The organism is Paraburkholderia sediminicola (assembly GCF_046030555.1).
In the GTDB taxonomy this organism is placed as follows: domain Bacteria; phylum Pseudomonadota; class Gammaproteobacteria; order Burkholderiales; family Burkholderiaceae; genus Paraburkholderia; species Paraburkholderia sediminicola_E.
Genome location: NZ_JAQQCH010000022.1, coordinates 17361 through 36009, shown reverse-complemented (window position 1 = coordinate 36009; position 18649 = coordinate 17361). Strand labels below are relative to the sequence as shown.

The following is an 18649-nucleotide window of genomic DNA, read 5'->3' as shown; positions in this document are numbered from 1 at the left end:
GATTCCCACTTCGACCAATTCCATGAATCGGAAATAAACAAATGGCATGCGCTGCGAAAATCACTATCTTTGATAGATACCGTTAGCGATACGAGGAGCGATCAAATGGCACAACAGTTGGTTGTCGCGATTTTCGACAGTGTCGACGTCGCCGAAAGAGCCGGTCGGGACTTCAGGAATTTCGAGGAAAAAGACCTGGGTTTCAAAATCGAAAGCGGCGTGCTGGTTCAAAAGGACGCCACAGGCAAACTGATCCTGCTCGACAAGCAGACCCGCCCGTTTTGGGGGACCGTGCTCGGCGCGCTGACGGGCGGTTTGATCGGGATGCTTGGCGGACCGGCGGGTGCGCTAATTGGCTTCACGATAGGGGCAGGCGGTGGACTGGCTGGGCATGCGATCAAGGACACGCTCGACAGCGAACTGGTCGCGTCGATATCCAGCAAGCTGAGCTCCGGCAGCGTTGCGTTCATTCTTGAGGCGCAGGAGGCGTCACCGTTTGAAGTCGACAATATCGTGCTCGGTTATGGCGGGCACGTTTTTCGCAGACCGCTTCCCTGATTGCGCGTGCGAAGCGCGCGGATGCTCGTCGATGTAGACTTCAGAACAAACCGCGTACCATCCCGGATGTCCGCTAGCAACCTTGATGCCGGCACGCCTGCAGGATGGTTCGGTCCAGGCTTTTCTGTGAGCGTTCTTCAGGAGTAACCGAACATGACCGCAACGCCCAACGAAGATATAACGCGTCAAGCGATTGAAGAGTTCTATCGTGCCATCGAGCAGCGAAGCGTCGAGTCGTTACGAAAGGTCGTCACCCCCGATTGGGAATATATTCCAGAGCCCGCCGGGGCGGCTCCGGGACCTGACCAGATGATTCAGGTGTTCGCCGACATTGCGAGCGCGCTTCCCGATATGAAAGTCACCATTCTCGACTTGCTGATTCATGGCGATCGAGCGGGCGTTCGCGCGGAGATCAGCGGCACTCAAACGGGGAAACTGCTTGGTATCGATGCTAGTTCCAAACACATTAGTTTCGCGATTCACTCTTTCCACCAGATGCGCGGAAGTTTGATTGCGAAAACCTGGCACCTCGAGGACTGGCTATCGGTGTTCCGGCAACTTGGGCAGTTGCCCAAAACGCTTGAGCAGCGCTAACTGCGCCTGATGCACGCACGCGTAGACGTCAGGGACGGTGCTGACGCTAGTGATGCATGGCTGCAGCGATTAGAAGATGAAACGGAAGCACGAGGAGCGCCGTTCCGGTGACACCGAGCAGCCACAGTCCAATGAACCAAAGCAGGCGTTGGCGAAACGTCTTACTGGCATCACGGCTTGGTTGTGACATGGCATTTCTCACGATCGGCTGGTCTGATTCATTCTAGGCTACTGGATGGCCTGGAGCTATCAAAAAGCAAACGAGCGATGCGCGACGAAGGATTGACCTTCGCCGTGCATCGCTCCGCTTTGGACGCTTGAAAAGTTTTCGCGCTTTCAGATGCGTTGTCCGTTCCAGACGCTTCAGAAACGGTGTTGAATCCCCGCCGTCACACTCGTTTGCGTATCCGCCGCACCGGTCAGGTCACGCGACAAATACATTGGCCGCACGCAGTTGATGCAGTTGTCGCGCCGGCGATTTTTTAACGACACCGCGCATCAGTCGATCGTGCGGGAAATCGCGCGTGTAGATGGCGCGCTGATCGCATTGAGCGACGCGGCCGGTGGCGGACTCGTGGTCAGCGTGCTGTTTTCCCGCGTTAAAAGCGGTGTGATGCCGCCTCCGGTAAGCGTGATCTGAGTACGCTTTATCCGCGAATGGTGAAACTCTGCGCATAAGCCGCGGATGGCGTGTTGCTGCCCCACTCTTTGCCGTCGACCAACACCTGCGAAATGTCGTCGCCCGGCACCGCGATGCCGACGCGTGCCGCGGCGTCACGATACAACTGCGTCTGATTGATTTGTGCGGCGATTTCCGCGTAATCCGTGCGTGCGTCGAGCATGCCCCAGCGTTCGAACTGCGTGAGGAACCAGGCCCCCTCGGCTGCTCGCGGATAATTCACAGCCCCGTTGTCGAAGAACCGCATGGGCAGGCCGCGCGGCGCCGAAGCCGCGATCTCGTCGCCGAGCCGCTCCGCAATGAATGCTTCATCAATGCCGATGAATTCGGGCCGTGCGAGCCAGCGCGCAATCTCTTTGCGGTGTCCGGCGCCATCGAGCCATCGGCAGGCTTCCAGCATCGTTTGCACGAGTGCACGCGCTGCATTCGGATTGGCGCTGACGAAATCACGCCGGCACGCCAGCACTTTCTCGGCGTGATCGGGCCACACCTCGCTCGTATACGCGACAGTGCGGCCGACGCCTTCCGCTTCCGCCATTGCATTCCATGGCTCGCCGACGCAAAAACCATCGAGCCTGTCTTTCGCGAGCGCAGCCACCATTTCCGGCGGCGGAATCGCGACGCTCTCGATATCGCGCAACGGATGCACGCCTTGCGACGCAAGCCAGTAGTACAGCCACATCGCATGCGTGCCGGTGGGGAAGGTCTGCGCGAACACCGGTTTACGGCCCAGCGTAGCCAGAGCCTTGGTCAGGGTGCCGTGTTCGGCCAATGCATCCGCGAGACGGCTCGACAGCGTGATAGCCTGGCCGTTGCGATTGAGCACCATCAGCACGGCCATATCGGTTTGCGGACCGCCCAGGCCCAACTGCACGCCGTAGACGAGACCGTAGAGCACGTGCGCCGCATCGAGATCGCCCGACAGCAGCTTGTCACGCACGGCAGCCCATGAAGGCTGTCGGCACAGTTCCAGCGTTAAACCATGTGCATGGCCGAATTCGAGCAGCTTCGCGACGACGAGCGGCGCGACATCGGACAGCGCCACGAATCCGAGTCTCAGATGGGTTTTCTCGAGCGGCGCGGGCGCGGACGATGAGGTGAGGGAGGCGGGAGAGTTCATGATCTGCGCTTCATTTGAGCGAGTCTGCTGACGCGACGACGACGCGCGCGACTTCGGCGAGTTTGACACCCTGATTCATCGCGCGCTTACGCAGGATCGCATACGCAGCGTGTTCGGTGATCTTCTGCTGATCCATCAGCAGGCGTTTGGCGCGATCGATCAGCTTGCGTTCGGCGAGTTCGCTTTCGACTTGCGCGAGGCGTTCCCGTAACTGCGATTCCTGCGCAAACCGTGCAAGCGCGACTTCGAGTATCGGTGCGAGCCGTTCCGTTGAGAGACCTTCGGCGAGATAGGCGGTGACGCCGGCGCCGACCGCGTCGCGGATCAGTTGCTGGTTCGCGTCATGGCTGAACATCAGCACGGGACGTGGCGCTGTGGCGTTCATTACCGCGAGCTGTTCGAGCGTGTCGCGCGATGGCGATTCCGTGTCGATGATGATGACGTCCGGCCGTTCGCTCTGAACCACGCGATGCAGCGCTTGCGGTGTCGCCGTACCGGCCAGCATCTCGTAGCCGAGGCGTGAGAGGGCATCGCGCAGATCGCCAATGGGTTTGTCGGTATCGGTAACGAGCAGGACGCGCAGCATGGAGTGTGTTTTATCGACGGCTGACTATGGATAAAGCAACAGATATGCCATGCTATGACGATCATGCCGAAAGCAGCACAATCACAGACTTACGAACGGTCTGGACAACGGTCTGGACAACAGGGGCTGCACTCGCACGGGGCATGCGCGCGGCATGCACCGAAGCGGCGCATGATGCGGGCTAGTGAGCGTGCTGGCGTTGGCGAAGCTGGACCGCGGGCGCGGCGCGCCACTCGCACAGCGCTCTGCGCACTTCTTCGATCACCGGGCCCCATTCGCCTAACTTGCGTTGCCGGAACAGGCGCATCGACGGGTACCACGGGCTATCCGTCCTGTCGGTCAACCATCGCCACTCCGGGCAGGCAGGCACGAGTACCCAAACAGGCAGCCCCGCTGCGCCCGCAAGATGAGCGACGGACGTGTCGACCGTAATGAGCAGGTCGAGCGTATTCAGTATCGCTAGCGTGTCGGCAAAGTCGTCAATCACGGGTCCCAGTGTGTGCAGGTCATAGTGATTCGCGAGGTCTTTGCTCTCATTTTCGCGGTCGCCTTTCTGCACCGAATACCAGGTCGTCGCCGCAAGCGAAAAGAGGGGCTTTAACGCGTCAAGCCGGACTGACCGGAAACGGTCGAGAGCGTGGTGCGGGCTACCTGCCCAGACGACACCGATGTGTTTGTTTTTCGCTTGGGTCTTGCTTCGTGAAATAGCGTCGATATGAGTCTGCCAACGCCGTACCTTTCCCGGCGTTGCCGTGAGGTAAGGCATTGCAATAGGGAGCATGGGTAAATCGAGTTTCATATGCTCCGGCATCCTTAACATATGGCACCAGTATTCATAGGGGCCGCGCGGCAAGGTGGTGAATACTGTCCTCACGCGCTTCATGCTGGTCGCCAGTTCCGCGATTGGCGGACTAACCAGTACATCGACGGTTGCCCCTTGCCGATGCAGCCATTCGGCGAATCTGAGGAACTGGATTTCGTCGCCACGTCCCTGTTCGCCAACAAGCAGGAACTGACACCCTGCGACCGGCTCTCCGTTCCACTTAGGGAAGGCGAGTCGAATCTGTTCTTCTGCCTTGCCGGGGAGTGCGTAGAACCATCGGTACCGCTGCCAGCCTTCTTCAAATTCGCCCAGGCCAAGCTGCACGCCGGCAAGATGAAACTGCAGGTAGGGGCTGTCCGGCAGGAGTCGCGCCGCTTCCATACTATGCTGGCGGCTTGCCGCGAGATTGCCTTGTATGCTGAGTGCGCGCGCCGCGTTGTGATGCAGGAGCGGGTGGTGCGGATCGAGCGCGAGCCCCTGTCTGGCTACGCTAAGTGCGTCGCTGAAGCGGTCGTTGGTGTTTAACACGTACGCTAGCGACTTTAGCGCTTCGACATCGCCGGCAAAGCGGGTTCTTGTTTGCCTGATCACGTCGTCAAGCTCGCGCGTGCGGTTGGCGGTTGCCAGGGCCTTCACCAGATCGAGCGCATCTTGCAGGCTGGCAGGGTCGAGCGCCCACGCGCGTAGCCAGTAGTGCGCGGCGTCGTCGATTCTCCCGATTTGAGCACTGATCCTGGCCAAGGCGCGAGCGGCGTGATGCGAACGCGGTTCGATTTCAAGGGACGTCTGGTAGTGGGCGATTGCCTCACTCAGACGGTTGGTCAATCGCAGGCAGTCGGCCAGATTCCTGTGAAGACTGGCGGTATCTCCGCTCAAATGCAGCGCGCGACGATAGAACGCTTCAGCCGATGTGTAGTCACGCTTCAATGCCGCCAGCAGGCCCGCGTGTTCCCACAACTCGGCCCGCTCAGGGGCGGCTTGCAGCGCCCGCTTCAGATAGTCGCACGCCCGATCCATCTCATTCACATGAACACAGGAAAGTCCCATGCGGTGCAACGCATGGGCATCGCGCGGGCGCCGGGTTAGCACTTCCTGATAAGCGTCCATCGCATCAGTCATACGACGCGCGGAAAAAGCTGCATCCGCACGTGCGACGAGAACGTCCACAGCTGTGTCATTGTCATTCATCGTTTGCCCATGAATTGTGGGAAGTACGCCCCTGTTGCATTGCTGCGGTACAGGGGCGTTATTCGTGTGCAGCCGACTTATGGAGAATAGTAAGTAGCAACAGACTGGATGCGGATATCGTCGATTGGTTTGGTGGCGCTCACCATGACGTAATACGTCCCTGCTGGCACCGGGCCGGAGAATGTGCAGGTGGCGGGCTTACCGCCTGACATGACGGATGTGCAGTCTGGATTGACCATTGAAGCCGTCAATTGCCTGGCGTAAAGCGTTGCGACGTCACCGGATGCCGCTGGCAGGAGGTTGAATGCGAGGCTCTTCATTCCCACCGGAACCAGCAGGCTTCTTGCACCCGGCGGGACGGTCACCGAGAAATACAGCTTGTCAGAAGGTTGGAGCGGAAATCTGACACCGTAGTCGTCGCCGGTGATATCCGTGACGAGCATCGGGGCGACGTCGAAGCGTCGAGTCAACCTGCTGACGGCGCCGTTGATGTCGGTCACTGCCAACGTGATTTCGTAAGTGCCGGGCTGCTCGAAGTCGATCTCCGGATTGACGGATTGCGTGGATACAGCATCAGCGCCACCCGTGCCGAAATTCCAGCTCCATGACTTGATCGGTAAACCTCTGGCGGTAGACAGGTCCGTACATGACACGTGCATGAGCTGGTCACTTTGTGAGCACGTAAAATTCGCCGCTGCTGGAATCTTTCCGGACCTGGCGGCTATGACGGCTGCCGTCGCATCCAGAATGCCCGCCCCGATCGGCTGATCTGGCTTGCCGTTGGGAAACGGTTGAACATTCTGCGTGAGCACGGTTCGTATTTCCGCCGGGGTTAAGGGCGTAGGCGCCACCGACTGGATAAGCGCGACAACTCCGCTAACCATTGGCGCTGCCATCGACGTGCCGGAACTGTATCCATACCCTTCGGTGCCTGGGGCGGCGGTCCCGTTGTTGTACGTAGACCAGATCGAGTCGCCGGGTGCAGCAAGATCGACTGCCGGCCCGAAGTTCGACTCCACATACCTTAAGCCAGGGCGGTTAATTGCACCGACGCTGATCACGTTCCGGCAGTTCGCCGGCGAGAATTTCGTCGCGCTAAAGCTATTGTTGCCGGCTGCTGCGACGACTACGGCACCTCGACTGGTGGCGTAATCAATGGCGTTCTGAAAAGTCGTGCCGCAGGAACCGCCGCCGCCGAGACTCACATTGATCACCTTCGCCGGGTAGGGGTTACCGGGCACGCCCGCCACGCTCCCGCCGGCTGCCCACACAATGCCGTCAGTGATGTCGGAGGTATAGCCGGTTCCGCACGCGTTCATTACCCGGACCGGGACGACCTTGGTCGCAGGCGCAACCCCGGCTATGCCGTTGCCGTTGTTGGTCAGCGCAGCCGCGATGCCCGCGACGTGCGTGCCATGCCACTGAACCGAACATTTCTCCGTGGTGATACCTGGATTGGTGCCGTTGCCACCCCGGTTGTTTGCAGTGAAATCGTAACCGGGCAGGATGTTGGCATTCAGATCGCTGTGACTGGTGACACCGTTATCCACCACTGCGATCACGGCGCCCGCGCCGTTTGCCATATCCCACGCGCCTTCTGCCCGTATACCCGCTGTCGCGATGCCGGGTTTCTGGTTGGAGGTTAGGCCCCATTGCTTGCTATATTCCGGGTCGTTCGGAACCATCGCCGCGGACATTTCCGTATCGGCTTCTATGTATTCGACGTCGGGATCCGAGGCAATGGCGCGCATGAACGTCCTGGCGTCTTTGCCGTTCAGTTTTCTGGCAGTGGTCACCACGTCGGAACCGATACTCATGCGGCGCAAATGGCGTGCTTTTGCAGGAAATGCACCTGCGAGCCGGTCCAGTCTCGACTGGACCGCAGAGGCTGATCCACCTTCTGCGGTGCCGGTTCTGTATTTGATAATGAAGCGATCGTTGGACGCTTCTGATGACAGACCGCTCGCGTTCATTTTCAACGACATCTGCAGTGGAACGCTACTGGATGAAGCTGCCAATGCTGCTGTCTTCTCAAGCGTCGGCGTTGTTGTGGTTGCGGTCGTATCGCTGCCGCTGTTGCCGCCACACGCTGCGAGCGCCAGCGAAAAGGGTAAACAGGCCGCAGCGCCACGCAGGCGGCGCGTTTTAATGTGTGGCCACAGCGCGCCGATATCTGTTACGGCATTGAGGGCACCGTTCCGCTTGCCCCCGCGTCTCTCTTTCTGCATCTCTTTTCTACCTCGTACGACATATAGAAATGATTGCCCCTGTTTTTATGAAGTAGTCGTACTGCGGACATAAGCCGGATCCACGAACCACGCGCCATCTGTGCTCTTCTCGCACCGGCTATGTTTCGACTGTATTAAGATTCCTAACTAATCAATGTGGACAGCGCTTTTATGCTGTGCGCCACCTTCCGACGTTGTCAGTTAGCTCCCTGATTTCTTGTAGTTGCGCTCGGTGAATGGCGTGAGCAGGATAATAAATAGCCTGATTGATATAAGCCATCAGGCTTGGCTGTTTGTTCGTCGGATAAGTTACTTGACGCGTAAGACTGTGGACGTGGTTTAGCCGCGTGGCCGCGCGAGTCGTGCAGGAGGTGCAGGAGGTGCAGGAGGTGCAGGAGGTGCAGGAGGTGCGGGAGGTGCGGGAGGTGCGGGAGGTGCGGGAGGTGCGGGAGGTGCAGGAGGTACAGGAGGTACAGGAGGTACAGGAGGTGCAGAAGGTGCAGAAGGTGCAGCAGGTGCAGCAGGTGCAGCAGGCACAGCCAGGCCCAAGTCACGCGGGCGAACGGATCGGACTCAGCCGGTCTCGTAGAGCGTGCTACGCCCGGTCAGGCAGGGTGATGGGAGGAAAGAAGCGCGGCAATCAATACCACTTCCCATAACTCCGGGGCGAAAACAGACGGCTGACTGCAATCATGGCGGCCACGCTCGCTGCCAGCATGATCCATGCGACCCCGAACCCGCCGCTCCAACCCCGAACGATCCCGGCAAAAACGGGCGCGACTGCGGCCACGATAAATCCGACGCCCTGGGTAAACGCAACCAGCCTTCCCGCGACGCGATGATCGGCCGAATGATCCATGGCCGTTACGAGCGTCAACGAAAACGTCCCGCCAAGTCCGGCGCCGGCAACAGCGACCCAGACCAATGGTGCTGCGTCGGGCCACAGGATCAAGCCAAGCAAGCCAGCTAGTTGAGCGGACAAACCCAGAACCAGCCACGGCCGCCGATCGCGGAACGACGCCGCGGCTAGCGGAAGCAATAGAGCGGACACAGCCTGAAACACAGTCATGCTGGCAAGCAACGACCCGCTATCCGCGACGCTCACGCCACGCTGCTGGTAAAACGCCGGCAGCCACGCGACGAGTGTCGTATATCCGCCATTGACGATGCCGAAGTAGAGGCCAAGCGTCCACGCGCGCCGCTTACGCCACAGCGGAAGCGCCACGGGGCTGGCAGGAGCGGCGTGTGCCGCAGCGCCGGTCGAAGGCTGAAGATTCAAGCCCAACCAGCAGATCAGTGCAATCAGAGCAGGAATGGCCCACACCGCGAGGCCCGCATGCCACGACCCCATCGCGTTGCTCACCCACGGACTCAAGCTTGCCCCCAAGCCACCGCCGCCCATGATCGACGCCGAGAAGACCCCCATCGCCAGCGGCACCCGTGCGTGGAAGCGTTGCTTCATGACTGCGGGCAGCAGAGCCTGAATTGCCGCGACGCCGACGCCCGCCAGCGTCGCCGTCAGCAGCAGGGCGGCACCGCTTCCGGTCGCCCAGCGCGCGCCGCACGCCAGCGCGATCGCCAGCAAACCGAGCGCGACGCCGCGCGTTTCGCCGATCGTGCGGGTCAACGCGCCGGCACCGAATGCGCCGATGCCCATCGCGACGACCGGCAAGCTGGTCAGCAACGAAGCGCCATAAAAGCTCAGGCCGGTTGCCGCGCGGATCGTCGTCATCAAAGGACTGATCGACGTCAGCAGGGGCCGCAGATTGATACCGATCACCACGATGACGCACAGCCATAAGGCATCCCGCCACATCAACGCATGGGATGTGGCGTTGGCGTCGGTACGGGCGGGAGTGGCGCTGGGGTGCGAATTCACGATGGACCTGAGTGTGAGAGATGGCCGCCGCCCGCAAGCGCGAAAGAAGCTGCGCGACCGTGGTGGCATGCCTGGACAAGAACGTCGAACGAGGTGAAAAATCTATTCTCGACTCGGTTTGGTCAACCATAATAACCTAAAATGGTTAACCATTTAACTGATGTCCGGTATAGGTGGCGTCATACGCGCATGGCATTTGCCGTCCGCCGCCGCTAGAATGCCGGGCGATATCGCTCCGTTCCCGTTACTGAGTTCCATGGCCCCACGTTCCCGAAGTGCATCGTCTGCCGATACAGAAACGCCGCTTCACACCACGATCGGCGACGACTCGATCAGCGTCGAAGAGCGTATTTACGCGTCGATCAGCGCGGCGTTGTTGCAAGGCCGTCTGCGGCCGGGTGCGCAACTGGTCGAGCGCGATCTTGCCGCGGCGTTCGGTTGTACGCGCGGCGCATTGCGCAAGGTGCTCGCCCGGCTGGGCTTTGAGGGCAAGCTGGTGCTCGCGGCGAATCGGGGCGCGTTTGTGCCGTCGCCGTCGGAAGAGGATATTCGGCAGGTGTATCGCGCCCGGCAGATTGTCGAGGCGGGCATTGTCGCGGCTTTGTGCGGGAGTTTGAGCGCGGCCCACAAGCGCCGCCTGCGTGCCCACGTGCGTGGCGAAGAGAAGGCGTCACGCGCCGGTGCAATCGAGGAATCCGTCCGGCTCGCGGGCCAGTTTCATGTGTTGTTGACGGAACTCGCAGGCGGGACGGAATTGCTCGGCCTGGTTGGGCAGCTCGTCGCGAAGACTGAGCTGTACAAGGCGTTGTTCGACCCGTCAAAGGGTTCGACTTGTTCCGCGGACGAGCACATGCAGATCATCGAAGCACTCGATGCGGGAGACCTGCATGCGGCACTGGCGGCGATGCGCGAGCATCTGTCGGAACTGGAGGAGCGGGTGGTCGAGCAGGTGCGCAGGAGCGCCGCCGGAGAGGATCTCGGTGCGGTGTTCGGCGGGTAAAAAAGAAGCAGCGCAGTATGTAAGAGTGGGAGACACCCGACTGCGGAAAGACGGCGCCAGCCGCTGGGGCGGGCGCTAGTTGCGGCTATGCGCAAGACGACTCAGCAAAACGGTCGGCCAGACACAGCGCAGAAGAGGGTGGTGCAAAGGGTGGTGCAAAGCGGATGCGAACGCGGTTGCAAAGCATGCAACTCATGCGACGCCGCAGCGCGCCGCTCAGGCCCGAGTCAAGGAAATCAAGCCGGAGAAGGCGCGCGAAAGGCTTCGCGAACAACGAACAGCAAAGGGCCACGCAACAACCGTTAACAAACGGTCAGCGTGCCGCCGGCCTTAACGGCGACGGAATTGCGAATTACGTGCGCCGCCGCCACCGGTGGCGCGCTCGTCTTTGTGACGGAAGTTGATCCGGCCTTTGGTCAGATCGTAAACCGACAGTTCCAGCGTCACGCGGTCGCCCGCGAGAATACGGATATGGTTCTTGCGCATGCGCCCGGACGCGTAAGCGCCAACCACGACGCCGTTGTCGAGCGTCACGCGGTAACGGCTATCCGGAAGTACTTCGTCGACGATACCGTCAAGTTCAAGCAGTTCTTCTTTCGCCATGCATAACTCCTGGTCGATGGGATAAGTGGGTGTTGGCCGCGCGGCTAAGCCGCCTGGCGCAACATCTGATACGGTTGACAGTTGGCTTACAGGCCAGCTGCGCTGCGGCACCAGCTGATTCGCTGATAGTACCGCTCAAAGATCGGCGACGGACTGGCCGTCTACACGGCCGTCAATCAATTGCTCGGCGTGGGCCATGCACGCAATGCGCGCCTTGCCCGTGCCGTCGAACGGAAACAGATACTGCAGACGGAACACACGGCCGTCGGCTGCCGGATTGGCGCCCACGCGGCAGATGCGCACCGACGCGTCGTAACCTGCGTCCGGATTCCGGCTCGTCTGACCGTCCGCCGGACGGCGCGGGTAGACGAGCGGGTGAATTTCGTAACCCTTGTACGTCTTGACAACTGAATTCATGAAGCATGGTCCTGTATTACGTGGCCCCCGTGTCACGCGTGTTACGCGCGGCACAACGGGCCCGGCTGCGCAGCACCTTGGGGCGCGCAGCCATGGAAAAAGATTGGCACAGGCCCGACGGCAAGGGCATGAGCGCGACCGCGCAAAATCGCGGATTCGATGGAGAAGAAACACGCTGATGTCGCGCAGACACCGGGCGCGTAAATGAACAACTCAGCTGCACAACTCGCGACGGCGAATGCAGGCGGCGCATTGCCAGAGTGACGGGATCGCCGACAGGCAGCGGTCGAACAGTCGGGGGTGGTGCGGAGACGCCGATTGATACTGCTTTGTGCTGCCGCTTGTATTACCGTTAGTGCGGATGCGGAATACAGCTATTCCAATATGATGCACTAAATGGGGCTAATTGGATAGCAAAAACTTCCGCGCGCGGGCAAATCGCCCAACCGGTGGGGCTTTGAGCAAGAAAGGGCTGCCGCGAACGGCGCGCCGCGTCTGACGGAGGGTCTGACGGCGAAGGCGGCTGAGCTTCAGCGGGTGGTTTCGGCGACGCGCTTCTGCAGTTCGCGTGAAGCGGCGAGCGGAATGCGCGCATCATCCCAGCCGGCAAGCCATTCGACTTCCTTCGACGTAAAAATCTGCCCGTGATTGCGCAGGGTGTATTGCAACGAATCGATGATGTGATTGCGAATGATTTCCGGCGTGCCTTCGTCATCGAGCACGGCGCGAAACGCTTCGAGCGTGGCCATCTGTTGCTCCGTGGAATAGTTGCTTCTTTTATCGCACGAAAAAAAAGCGCTCGCCAAGCGGACAAAATTCGTTGTGTGCGGATGCAACAACCGGAATATCTGGGCAGCATGCCGGCGAGCGCCCGTCAAAGCCCTGCGCGTGATGCGGCCCCGCAATAAAATGGCCGCTGTGCTGTCGCCGTGCGGTCGCGGTCGCCGCCACCGATTGAGGGTCGTTACAATGGCGAGTTGCAGCGCATGGCTACCCGGCATCGTTATGCCTTGCCGGCCATACCCCAGGCACCGCCTTCTGGCCTATTCAGGCTGACCCGCTGGGTTGACCCGTTTGGGCTGGCCCATATGGGCGAGAGCGGCGCCGCATTCCTCGAACACAGCGATTTCTCAATGCGCAAGACAACCGTCTCTCCCGTGAAAGACCTGCTGCTGGACCGCTACGCACCCATTGCAGACGGCATCGCTGCGCTGTTCTATCCGTGTGCCGAAGTCGTGATTCACGACCTGCGCGATCAAACCATCGCATATCTCGTGAACAACCTGTCGAAGCTCGAAGTCGGCGGCCCCTCGGTGCTCGACGAAGTCCACTACGCGGCGCGCGGGCAGACGATCGGGCCGTACGAGAAGCTCAATTGGGACGGCCGTCGCATGCGCTGCGTGAGCAACATCCTGTTTGACGACGAGGGCAAGCCGGCCGGCATGCTGTGCATCAACTTCAACATTGCGGTGTTCGAAGATGTGCGCTCCACGCTCGATCTGTTCATCAAAGGCGGCAATCTGACCGACGCGCCGGCGGAGGAACTTTTCCGCGACGATTGGCAGGACCGCATCAATACGTTCCTGCACACCTGGCTGCGTGAACGGCAAATCGGCATCAATGCGCTCACGCGCGAACACAAGCGGGAAATCGTCGAGGCGCTGCACGCGCAAGGCGCGTTTCGCGGCCGTAGTTCCGCGAACTATGTGGCCGCGGTACTGACGATGGGGCGCGCCACCGTCTATAAGATTCTGAAGCAGATGAAAGAGGGGGGCTGACGGCCCTTAACTCGCCGTGGAGCCCCAGCACCCTGTATCAGAGCGGCCTGTTCGCCGCGCCTTCGGCCTCGGCGCGCAGGCGCTCATCCTGGGCCCGCAACTCGGGTGTCAGTTCCGCGCCGAAATCATCGGCTTCGAATAGGGGGCGAATTTCGATCTCGGAGTCGCCGATCATGGGATTTGGACAGCGCTTGACCCATTCGACGGCTTCTTCCATCGACTTGACTTGCCACAGCCAGAACCCCGCGACCAGTTCCTTGGTCTCCGTGAACGGACCATCGATCACGGCCCGCTGGCTGCCCGAGAAGTGCACCCGCTTGCCTCTCGCGCTCGGGTGCAAGCCCTCACCCGCGAGCATCACGCCTGCCTTCACGAGCTCCTCATTGAAGTTGCCCATTGCCGCAAGCAGTTCCGTGCTGGGCATTGTGCCGGCCTCTGAATCGCTTGTCGCTTTCACCATTACCATGACGCGCATTGTCCTTCTCCTTGATTGAGTTGTTGGAGCCGCACGGCCCCGAAGCCGGTTCAGTATCCACGGGGCTCTTACCACGACGACGAATCGGAATGCCCGAAATCGACACTGCCGTCAGAAAATTTAGCGTACTTACATGCCACCGTTCAGGCACGAGGCGAAAGGACGGCCGATGGCGACAGCGTAGCCTGCGCCAGCGATCGTTCGCGCGCCGGCAGGCGTTTAAAATGACGGTCGCAACACAAGCACGTGCTCTGTTTCGGAGTGCGTCGGCCCGCTTATAAAAATTCCGTCGATCGGAACAGGAGTAGTTGAATGGTGCGTTATCGACACTACAAAGGCGGTATTTACGAGCTGGTTTGCGAGGCCACGCTGGAGTCCGATCCGACGGTTACGATGATCGTCTACAAAGCCAGCAATGGTACGATCCGGACGCGTCCGGCCTCGGTGTTTTTCGAGCTGATCGAACTCGACGGCATCAAGGTGCCGCGCTTCGCGCCGATCAACTAGGCGGGCCCGTTCAAGCGATCGCAAGCGCGACCGCCTCCGCTGAACGTGTACTGCGAGGCTAATACAAACAGGAAATCTGAATGCGTCTATTGCTTGCCATCATTCTGCCGTGGTTTCAGTTTTTCACGATCGGCCGGCCGTTTGCCGGGATCATCTGCCTGATCTTGCAGATCACGCTGATCGGCTGGATTCCGGCCGCGATCTGGTCGGTGTATGCATTGAGTCAGTACACCACCGATAAGAAAATCGCCCGGGCAATGGGCAACGGCCGTTAAGGCTGAATGCGAGGTCGTGCGCCGGGCTGCGGCAACTCAAGCGCGTCCGGCGCTTCGATCACCACGTCGGTTTCCGCGATCGCCACGCACGGCAGGATGTAGCCTTCCGCTTTTTCTTCCCGGCTGAGACCCGGCCACTCGATTGTGTAGCGCACACGTCCCGCCGTCATTTTGCATAGGCAAGTGCGGCACGTACCGTTGCGGCACGAGCGTGGCAGGCGCAGATTCGCAAAGCCGGCGGCTTCGAGAATCGTGAGCGAAGCGGGCGCTGCGAAGCTTTGGCCGAGCGGCTCGATGCGGACGAGAGGCGGGCGGGTGGAGTCGGACATCGTGTGAGCGTGTGACGGATTGCGCCACACTTTACACGTTGCGCAACGCGCTCACAGCACGCCGCCGAATGCTTGGGCCTCAGCGTTGCCCGGTTGATACGTTGTGCGTCAATGTGTTGTGCCCCCCACGCCGCAGATACCGATACACCGTATTTCGCGCCAGCCCCAACTCGCGTGCCGCCGCCGACACATTCCCGTCGAGTCGCGCGAGCGTTTGCGCGATCAGCGTGGCCTGCCAATCTTCCATCCGGGCGGGCGACCCATTCACCGTCGCGGCCGGTTTTTCGCGCCCGTCACCAGCATTGCCGTTGCCTGAAAGGCCTGAAAGCGCCACAGCCCGTTGGGCCCTTTCGTCGGCCGGCGCATCCTCGCAGTCCTGCAGAAAATCCTCCGGCAAATCCTCGAGTTCGATCTGTTCAGCGCCTTCGGCCATGATGCTTGCGGTGCGCAGCACGTTAGCCAGTTGCCGCAGATTGCCGGGCCAGCGGCATTGCGCAAACCGTTCCAGCACCTCATCGGACACGCGCCGTGGCAGGCGCTCGCCATCCGGCTGCAACGCCAGCATGCGCTCGACGAGCGCCGCCAGGTCGCTACGCTGGCGCAGCGCCGGCAAGGTGACGACGAGGCCGTTGATCCGGTAATAGAGGTCTTCGCGGAAGGTGCCGGCTTCGATCATCGCGCGCAGATTGCGGTGGGTCGCGCAGACGATGCGCAGATCGACCGGAATCCCTCGCGTGCCACCGAGCGGTACGACAGTGCGTTCCTGCAGCACGCGCATCAGGCGCACTTGCTGCGCAAGCGGCATATCGCCGATTTCGTCGAGAAAAAGCGTACCGCCGTCGGCCTGCACGATCTTGCCGACGCTGCCGCGTTTCTTCGCGCCGGTGAACGCGCCGTCTTCATAACCGAACAACTCTGCCTCGATCAGCGTATCGGGCAACGACGCGCAATTCAGCGCGATAAAGGGCGCGGCCCGTCGCGGCGAATCGTGATGGATCGCGCGGGCGAGCCACTCCTTGCCGGTGCCGGTTTTGCCGAGTACGAGAATGGGAATATCGCGTCCGCGCAGCTTGGCGACACGCCGCAGGATCGCGGAGACTTGCGCGTCGCCCGTATCGAGCGTTTCGAGTGTGGCGAGGGGCGCTGCTTCGCAGGGCCGAGCCGCGGCACGCGAGCCGCTGGACGTAGCTGTGCGCGCCGCGTCAAAAAAGCCTTCTGCTGAAGCCGCTGAAGCAACATAACGCGGCGCCGCAAACTCGCCGCGTGCCACCACGCGCACGCCGCTTGGCAGCGTCAGCACGATGCTTTCGCCGGGTGCGCGCGCGATCTGCTGCAATACCCTGGCAAAGGCGGTGCCGAACAGGGCGTCGAATGGTTGCCGGAGCAGATCGGCGAGTGGTTGACCGAATTGGAACAGCGCGCTGCGATTCGCGGACAGGAACGTGCCGTCCGGCGCAAACGCAGCGAGCCCTTCGTACAGCGTGCCGATGAATTCCGCGCGCGCGTGGAAGTGGATGCGAATGGCGTCGACGAATTGATTGGAGAACAGATGATTCTCGATCATCTGCGCCGACATGCGCACGAGCGCGAGCGTGTGCTTGTGGAAGCCGCGTGTGTCGCCGCTGACGTCGAGCGCCCCGATGGTGCGCCCGAACGGATCCGCGATCGGCGCGCACGAACAGGTGAGGATCCGGTTCGCATGCAGGAAGTGCTCGCCGGCGTGCACGACGGTCGGCTGCCCGTCGATCAGGGCCGTGCCGATCGCGTTCGTGCCGCGATCCGCTTCGGCCCACGACACGCCCGGACACAACGCGACACGATTGGCTTTTTCGACGAAATCGCTGTCACCGAGACTGTGGAGAATCACGCCGTGATCGTCGGTGAGCAGCACCATGCTTTGCGTGTCGACAATCTGCGCGTGCAACGTCTCCATGACAGGAAGCGCGTGGGTATAGAGCGACTGATTACGATCGACGAGCTCACGCAGCGCGAGGCGGCGCAGCGGATGAAAGTCCGGCGTTTCCGACGCACGCAGGCCGACTTCGAGCGAGCGGGCATGAGCTTGCGCGATGACATCTGGCCGACCGATGGTGGGCGGCGAGGCAGGACGATGGATCAAGGCATGTCTCCGGTTATCGGACCCGGCGGGTGCGTTGCCCGCCGTTGCGTTCCGCAGCGCAACATAGACGTCTGCAGCCGAACACCGATATTACAGGACGAAACAGGACCCCGGCGAAAGCCGCTCGGCAGCGAAAAACGGGGTCGCGTTGGCGCGGAAAATGAAGCGGAAAATGCCCAAAAATACCGCGTCGGGCACCAGAATCGCGCAAACAAAAAGGAAAACTTGCGCAGCGCCCGAACTCGTCTACAGTAAATCAAATCACCTCCGCGCGACGCGAACCATACCGTCGACCGCGGCAGGTGACGACCCCGCGCTACCAGCATCCGACAAGGAGGGAGAAGCGCTGCGAGTGCGACCAGACTCAACCAGCGTGCGCAGTACCAATCCACCATGCGCAGCACCCAACCTTTAGGTGAACTCCCATGCAGATCCTATTCCCGAACGAAACTCCTGAATATTCAGGTCGCGAACTTACCTTGGCGTTCCCGGCAATGGTTGATGGGCTAAGGGTGGAGTGCATGATCACGGCCGAGGCGCTGGAAGATCACTTTGGCGCCGCATCGCCGCGTCTGGAGGACATGGTCGGCGCGTTCGACGCGCACCGGACCCGGATCGAAGCAGCGACGCGGCGTCTGCTATCGGAAACGCGGGCGCAATGTCTGGTACTGAGGAGCGGCTACGTGCGTTTCTATGAAGCGAACTGGCGCAACTGAGCGTACCCCGCGCGGTTGAGTGAATCCGCGCGGCTCTGTCAGTTCAAGGTGCTGCGAGCGCAAGCGCCGATGCCGCATGCGTTAGAGACTGGAAGTGGGTCGGATAGCGGATCAAATCATGCGCCGCAGCGTCCGATCCTTGAACACCACGTGATGCGCAATCGCCGCAAGCGCGTGCAATCCGATTACCCAGTAAAACGCATTGCCAAGCCACTCATGCACCGTCTTGAGCAATGGCCGCGCAATCGGATCCGCGCCGATCAGGGTGTAATTGAGGTTGACCCAGGCCAGCGTCACGGGATGCCCGCCGGCATTGACCATCAGAATGCCGAGCAGCGGCTGCGCGAAGATAAAGATGTACAAGGCAAGATGGGCGGCCCGCGCCAGAAACGCGAATAGCCGATTGCCTTCGATTTCCGCGGGCGCGCCGGCCCAGAGCCGCCACAGCAGGCGCAGAACCGACAGTGCCAGCACGAGGGTGCCGGCCCAGAAGTGCACGCTGCTCCAGAAGGCCCGGCTGTCGGAACCTTTCGGTCCGCGTATTTCGATTGCCAGATAAGCGAGCGCGACCAGCAGAAAGATCGCCCAGTGGAAGAAGATGGCGGGCGTCGTATAACGGTCCGAGGCGCGGCTGTAGGGCGACATGCAGGGAACTCCTGTGACCAGTTCGTTGGTTTTTATCAATCATCGGATGATAAAGGGTGCCCGACCGGAACGGGCGCCTTCAATAAACGATTGTTGATTCAGACCGAAACATGGCCAGACACGGCGACGC

22 protein-coding genes are annotated in these 18649 nt (G+C 60.9%); 9 read left to right on the top strand and 13 right to left on the bottom strand.

Features of this window, described 5'->3' with window-relative positions; all coding sequences use genetic code 11:
• The first annotated feature begins 105 nt into the window (after positions 1-105).
• The gene (locus PQQ52_RS26530) at positions 106-558 is read left to right on the top strand and encodes a DUF1269 domain-containing protein (RefSeq protein ID WP_408218139.1); all 453 of its coding nucleotides are present in this window, start codon (positions 106-108) and stop codon (positions 556-558) included.
• Here the strand turns inward: PQQ52_RS26530 and PQQ52_RS34620 are convergent.
• Positions 522-653, bottom strand: a complete 132-nt coding sequence (locus PQQ52_RS34620; RefSeq protein ID WP_459252559.1) for a WH2 domain-containing protein — start codon at positions 651-653, stop codon at positions 522-524. The two genes, PQQ52_RS26530 and PQQ52_RS34620, sit on opposite strands and share 37 nt — an antisense overlap.
• Positions 654-711: 58 nt before the next feature.
• Between PQQ52_RS34620 and PQQ52_RS26525 the strand changes: the two genes are divergently transcribed.
• Together PQQ52_RS26525 and PQQ52_RS26520 are read left to right on the top strand one after the other, a co-directional pair.
• On the top strand, positions 712-1152 hold the full coding sequence (locus tag PQQ52_RS26525) for an ester cyclase (protein ID WP_408217942.1): 441 nt from the start codon (positions 712-714) through the stop codon (positions 1150-1152).
• A 457-nt stretch (positions 1153-1609) separates the two neighbouring features.
• Positions 1610-1792, top strand: coding sequence for a hypothetical protein (locus PQQ52_RS26520; protein ID WP_408217940.1), 183 nt, complete (start codon positions 1610-1612; stop codon positions 1790-1792).
• A 7-nt stretch (positions 1793-1799) separates the two neighbouring features.
• Here the strand turns inward: PQQ52_RS26520 and PQQ52_RS26515 are convergent, their stop codons facing one another.
• The 4 genes from PQQ52_RS26515 to PQQ52_RS26500 all read right to left on the bottom strand — a co-directional run bounded on the left by PQQ52_RS26515 (position 1800) and on the right by PQQ52_RS26500 (position 7776).
• Complete coding sequence (locus tag PQQ52_RS26515) at positions 1800-2951, bottom strand: CmpA/NrtA family ABC transporter substrate-binding protein (RefSeq protein ID WP_408217937.1); 1152 nt, start codon at positions 2949-2951, stop codon at positions 1800-1802.
• Between the two features lie 10 nt (positions 2952-2961).
• Positions 2962-3537, bottom strand: coding sequence for an ANTAR domain-containing response regulator (locus tag PQQ52_RS26510; RefSeq protein WP_408217935.1), 576 nt, complete (start codon positions 3535-3537; stop codon positions 2962-2964).
• A gap of 181 nt (positions 3538-3718) precedes the next feature.
• Positions 3719-5548, bottom strand: a complete 1830-nt coding sequence (locus PQQ52_RS26505; protein WP_408217932.1) for a tetratricopeptide repeat protein — start codon at positions 5546-5548, stop codon at positions 3719-3721.
• Between the two features lie 77 nt (positions 5549-5625).
• The gene (locus PQQ52_RS26500; protein ID WP_408217929.1) at positions 5626-7776 is read right to left on the bottom strand and encodes a S8 family serine peptidase; all 2151 of its coding nucleotides are present in this window, start codon (positions 7774-7776) and stop codon (positions 5626-5628) included.
• A gap of 347 nt (positions 7777-8123) precedes the next feature.
• On the opposite strand from PQQ52_RS26500, the gene PQQ52_RS26495 reads away from it, so the two are divergent.
• Entirely contained in the window at positions 8124-8435 is a 312-nt protein-coding gene (locus PQQ52_RS26495) for a hypothetical protein (RefSeq protein ID WP_408217926.1), read from the top strand.
• Here PQQ52_RS26495 and PQQ52_RS26490 read toward each other — a convergent pair.
• Entirely contained in the window at positions 8417-9592 is a 1176-nt protein-coding gene (locus tag PQQ52_RS26490; protein ID WP_408218137.1) for a cyanate transporter, read from the bottom strand. The two genes, PQQ52_RS26495 and PQQ52_RS26490, sit on opposite strands and share 19 nt — an antisense overlap.
• A gap of 319 nt (positions 9593-9911) precedes the next feature.
• Here PQQ52_RS26490 and PQQ52_RS26485 point away from each other — a divergent pair, with 319 nt between their 5' ends.
• Positions 9912-10655, top strand: coding sequence for a GntR family transcriptional regulator (locus tag PQQ52_RS26485; protein WP_408217923.1), 744 nt, complete (start codon positions 9912-9914; stop codon positions 10653-10655).
• A gap of 330 nt (positions 10656-10985) precedes the next feature.
• On the opposite strand, the gene infA is transcribed toward PQQ52_RS26485, so the two are convergent.
• The 3 genes from infA to PQQ52_RS26470 all read right to left on the bottom strand — a co-directional run bounded on the left by infA (position 10986) and on the right by PQQ52_RS26470 (position 12424).
• Positions 10986-11258, bottom strand: a complete 273-nt coding sequence (gene infA / locus PQQ52_RS26480; protein WP_007177610.1) for a translation initiation factor IF-1 — start codon at positions 11256-11258, stop codon at positions 10986-10988.
• A 135-nt stretch (positions 11259-11393) separates the two neighbouring features.
• Complete coding sequence (locus tag PQQ52_RS26475; protein ID WP_035557986.1) at positions 11394-11675, bottom strand: hypothetical protein; 282 nt, start codon at positions 11673-11675, stop codon at positions 11394-11396.
• Positions 11676-12205: 530 nt separating this feature from the next.
• Entirely contained in the window at positions 12206-12424 is a 219-nt protein-coding gene (locus PQQ52_RS26470; protein WP_028194708.1) for a hypothetical protein, read from the bottom strand.
• A gap of 384 nt (positions 12425-12808) precedes the next feature.
• Here PQQ52_RS26470 and PQQ52_RS26465 point away from each other — a divergent pair, with 384 nt between their 5' ends.
• Entirely contained in the window at positions 12809-13453 is a 645-nt protein-coding gene (locus PQQ52_RS26465) for a helix-turn-helix transcriptional regulator (protein ID WP_325046830.1), read from the top strand.
• A gap of 37 nt (positions 13454-13490) precedes the next feature.
• On the opposite strand, the gene PQQ52_RS26460 is transcribed toward PQQ52_RS26465, so the two are convergent.
• Entirely contained in the window at positions 13491-13928 is a 438-nt protein-coding gene (locus PQQ52_RS26460; protein ID WP_408217919.1) for a YciI family protein, read from the bottom strand.
• A gap of 312 nt (positions 13929-14240) precedes the next feature.
• Between PQQ52_RS26460 and PQQ52_RS26455 the strand changes: the two genes are divergently transcribed.
• Together PQQ52_RS26455 and PQQ52_RS26450 are read left to right on the top strand one after the other, a co-directional pair.
• Positions 14241-14435: a DUF1653 domain-containing protein gene (locus tag PQQ52_RS26455; RefSeq protein ID WP_408217916.1), complete on the top strand. Its 195-nt coding sequence runs from the start codon at positions 14241-14243 to the stop codon at positions 14433-14435.
• 80 nt (positions 14436-14515) lie between these two features.
• Entirely contained in the window at positions 14516-14710 is a 195-nt protein-coding gene (locus PQQ52_RS26450; protein ID WP_408217913.1) for a YqaE/Pmp3 family membrane protein, read from the top strand.
• On the opposite strand, the gene PQQ52_RS26445 is transcribed toward PQQ52_RS26450, so the two are convergent.
• Both PQQ52_RS26445 and PQQ52_RS26440 read right to left on the bottom strand, forming a co-directional pair.
• On the bottom strand, positions 14707-15039 hold the full coding sequence (locus tag PQQ52_RS26445; protein WP_408217910.1) for a 2Fe-2S iron-sulfur cluster-binding protein: 333 nt from the start codon (positions 15037-15039) through the stop codon (positions 14707-14709). The genes PQQ52_RS26450 and PQQ52_RS26445 overlap by 4 nt on opposite strands.
• Before the next feature lie 79 nt (positions 15040-15118).
• On the bottom strand, positions 15119-17158 hold the full coding sequence (locus PQQ52_RS26440; protein WP_408217907.1) for a sigma-54-dependent Fis family transcriptional regulator: 2040 nt from the start codon (positions 17156-17158) through the stop codon (positions 15119-15121).
• 425 nt (positions 17159-17583) lie between these two features.
• Between PQQ52_RS26440 and PQQ52_RS26435 the strand changes: the two genes are divergently transcribed.
• The gene (locus PQQ52_RS26435; RefSeq protein ID WP_325046338.1) at positions 17584-17874 is read left to right on the top strand and encodes a DUF1488 family protein; all 291 of its coding nucleotides are present in this window, start codon (positions 17584-17586) and stop codon (positions 17872-17874) included.
• A 111-nt stretch (positions 17875-17985) separates the two neighbouring features.
• On the opposite strand, the gene PQQ52_RS26430 is transcribed toward PQQ52_RS26435, so the two are convergent.
• Positions 17986-18519 (bottom strand): cytochrome b, encoded by a 534-nt coding sequence (locus tag PQQ52_RS26430; protein WP_408217904.1) that lies wholly within the window; start codon positions 18517-18519, stop codon positions 17986-17988.
• Positions 18520-18649 lie beyond the last annotated feature (130 nt).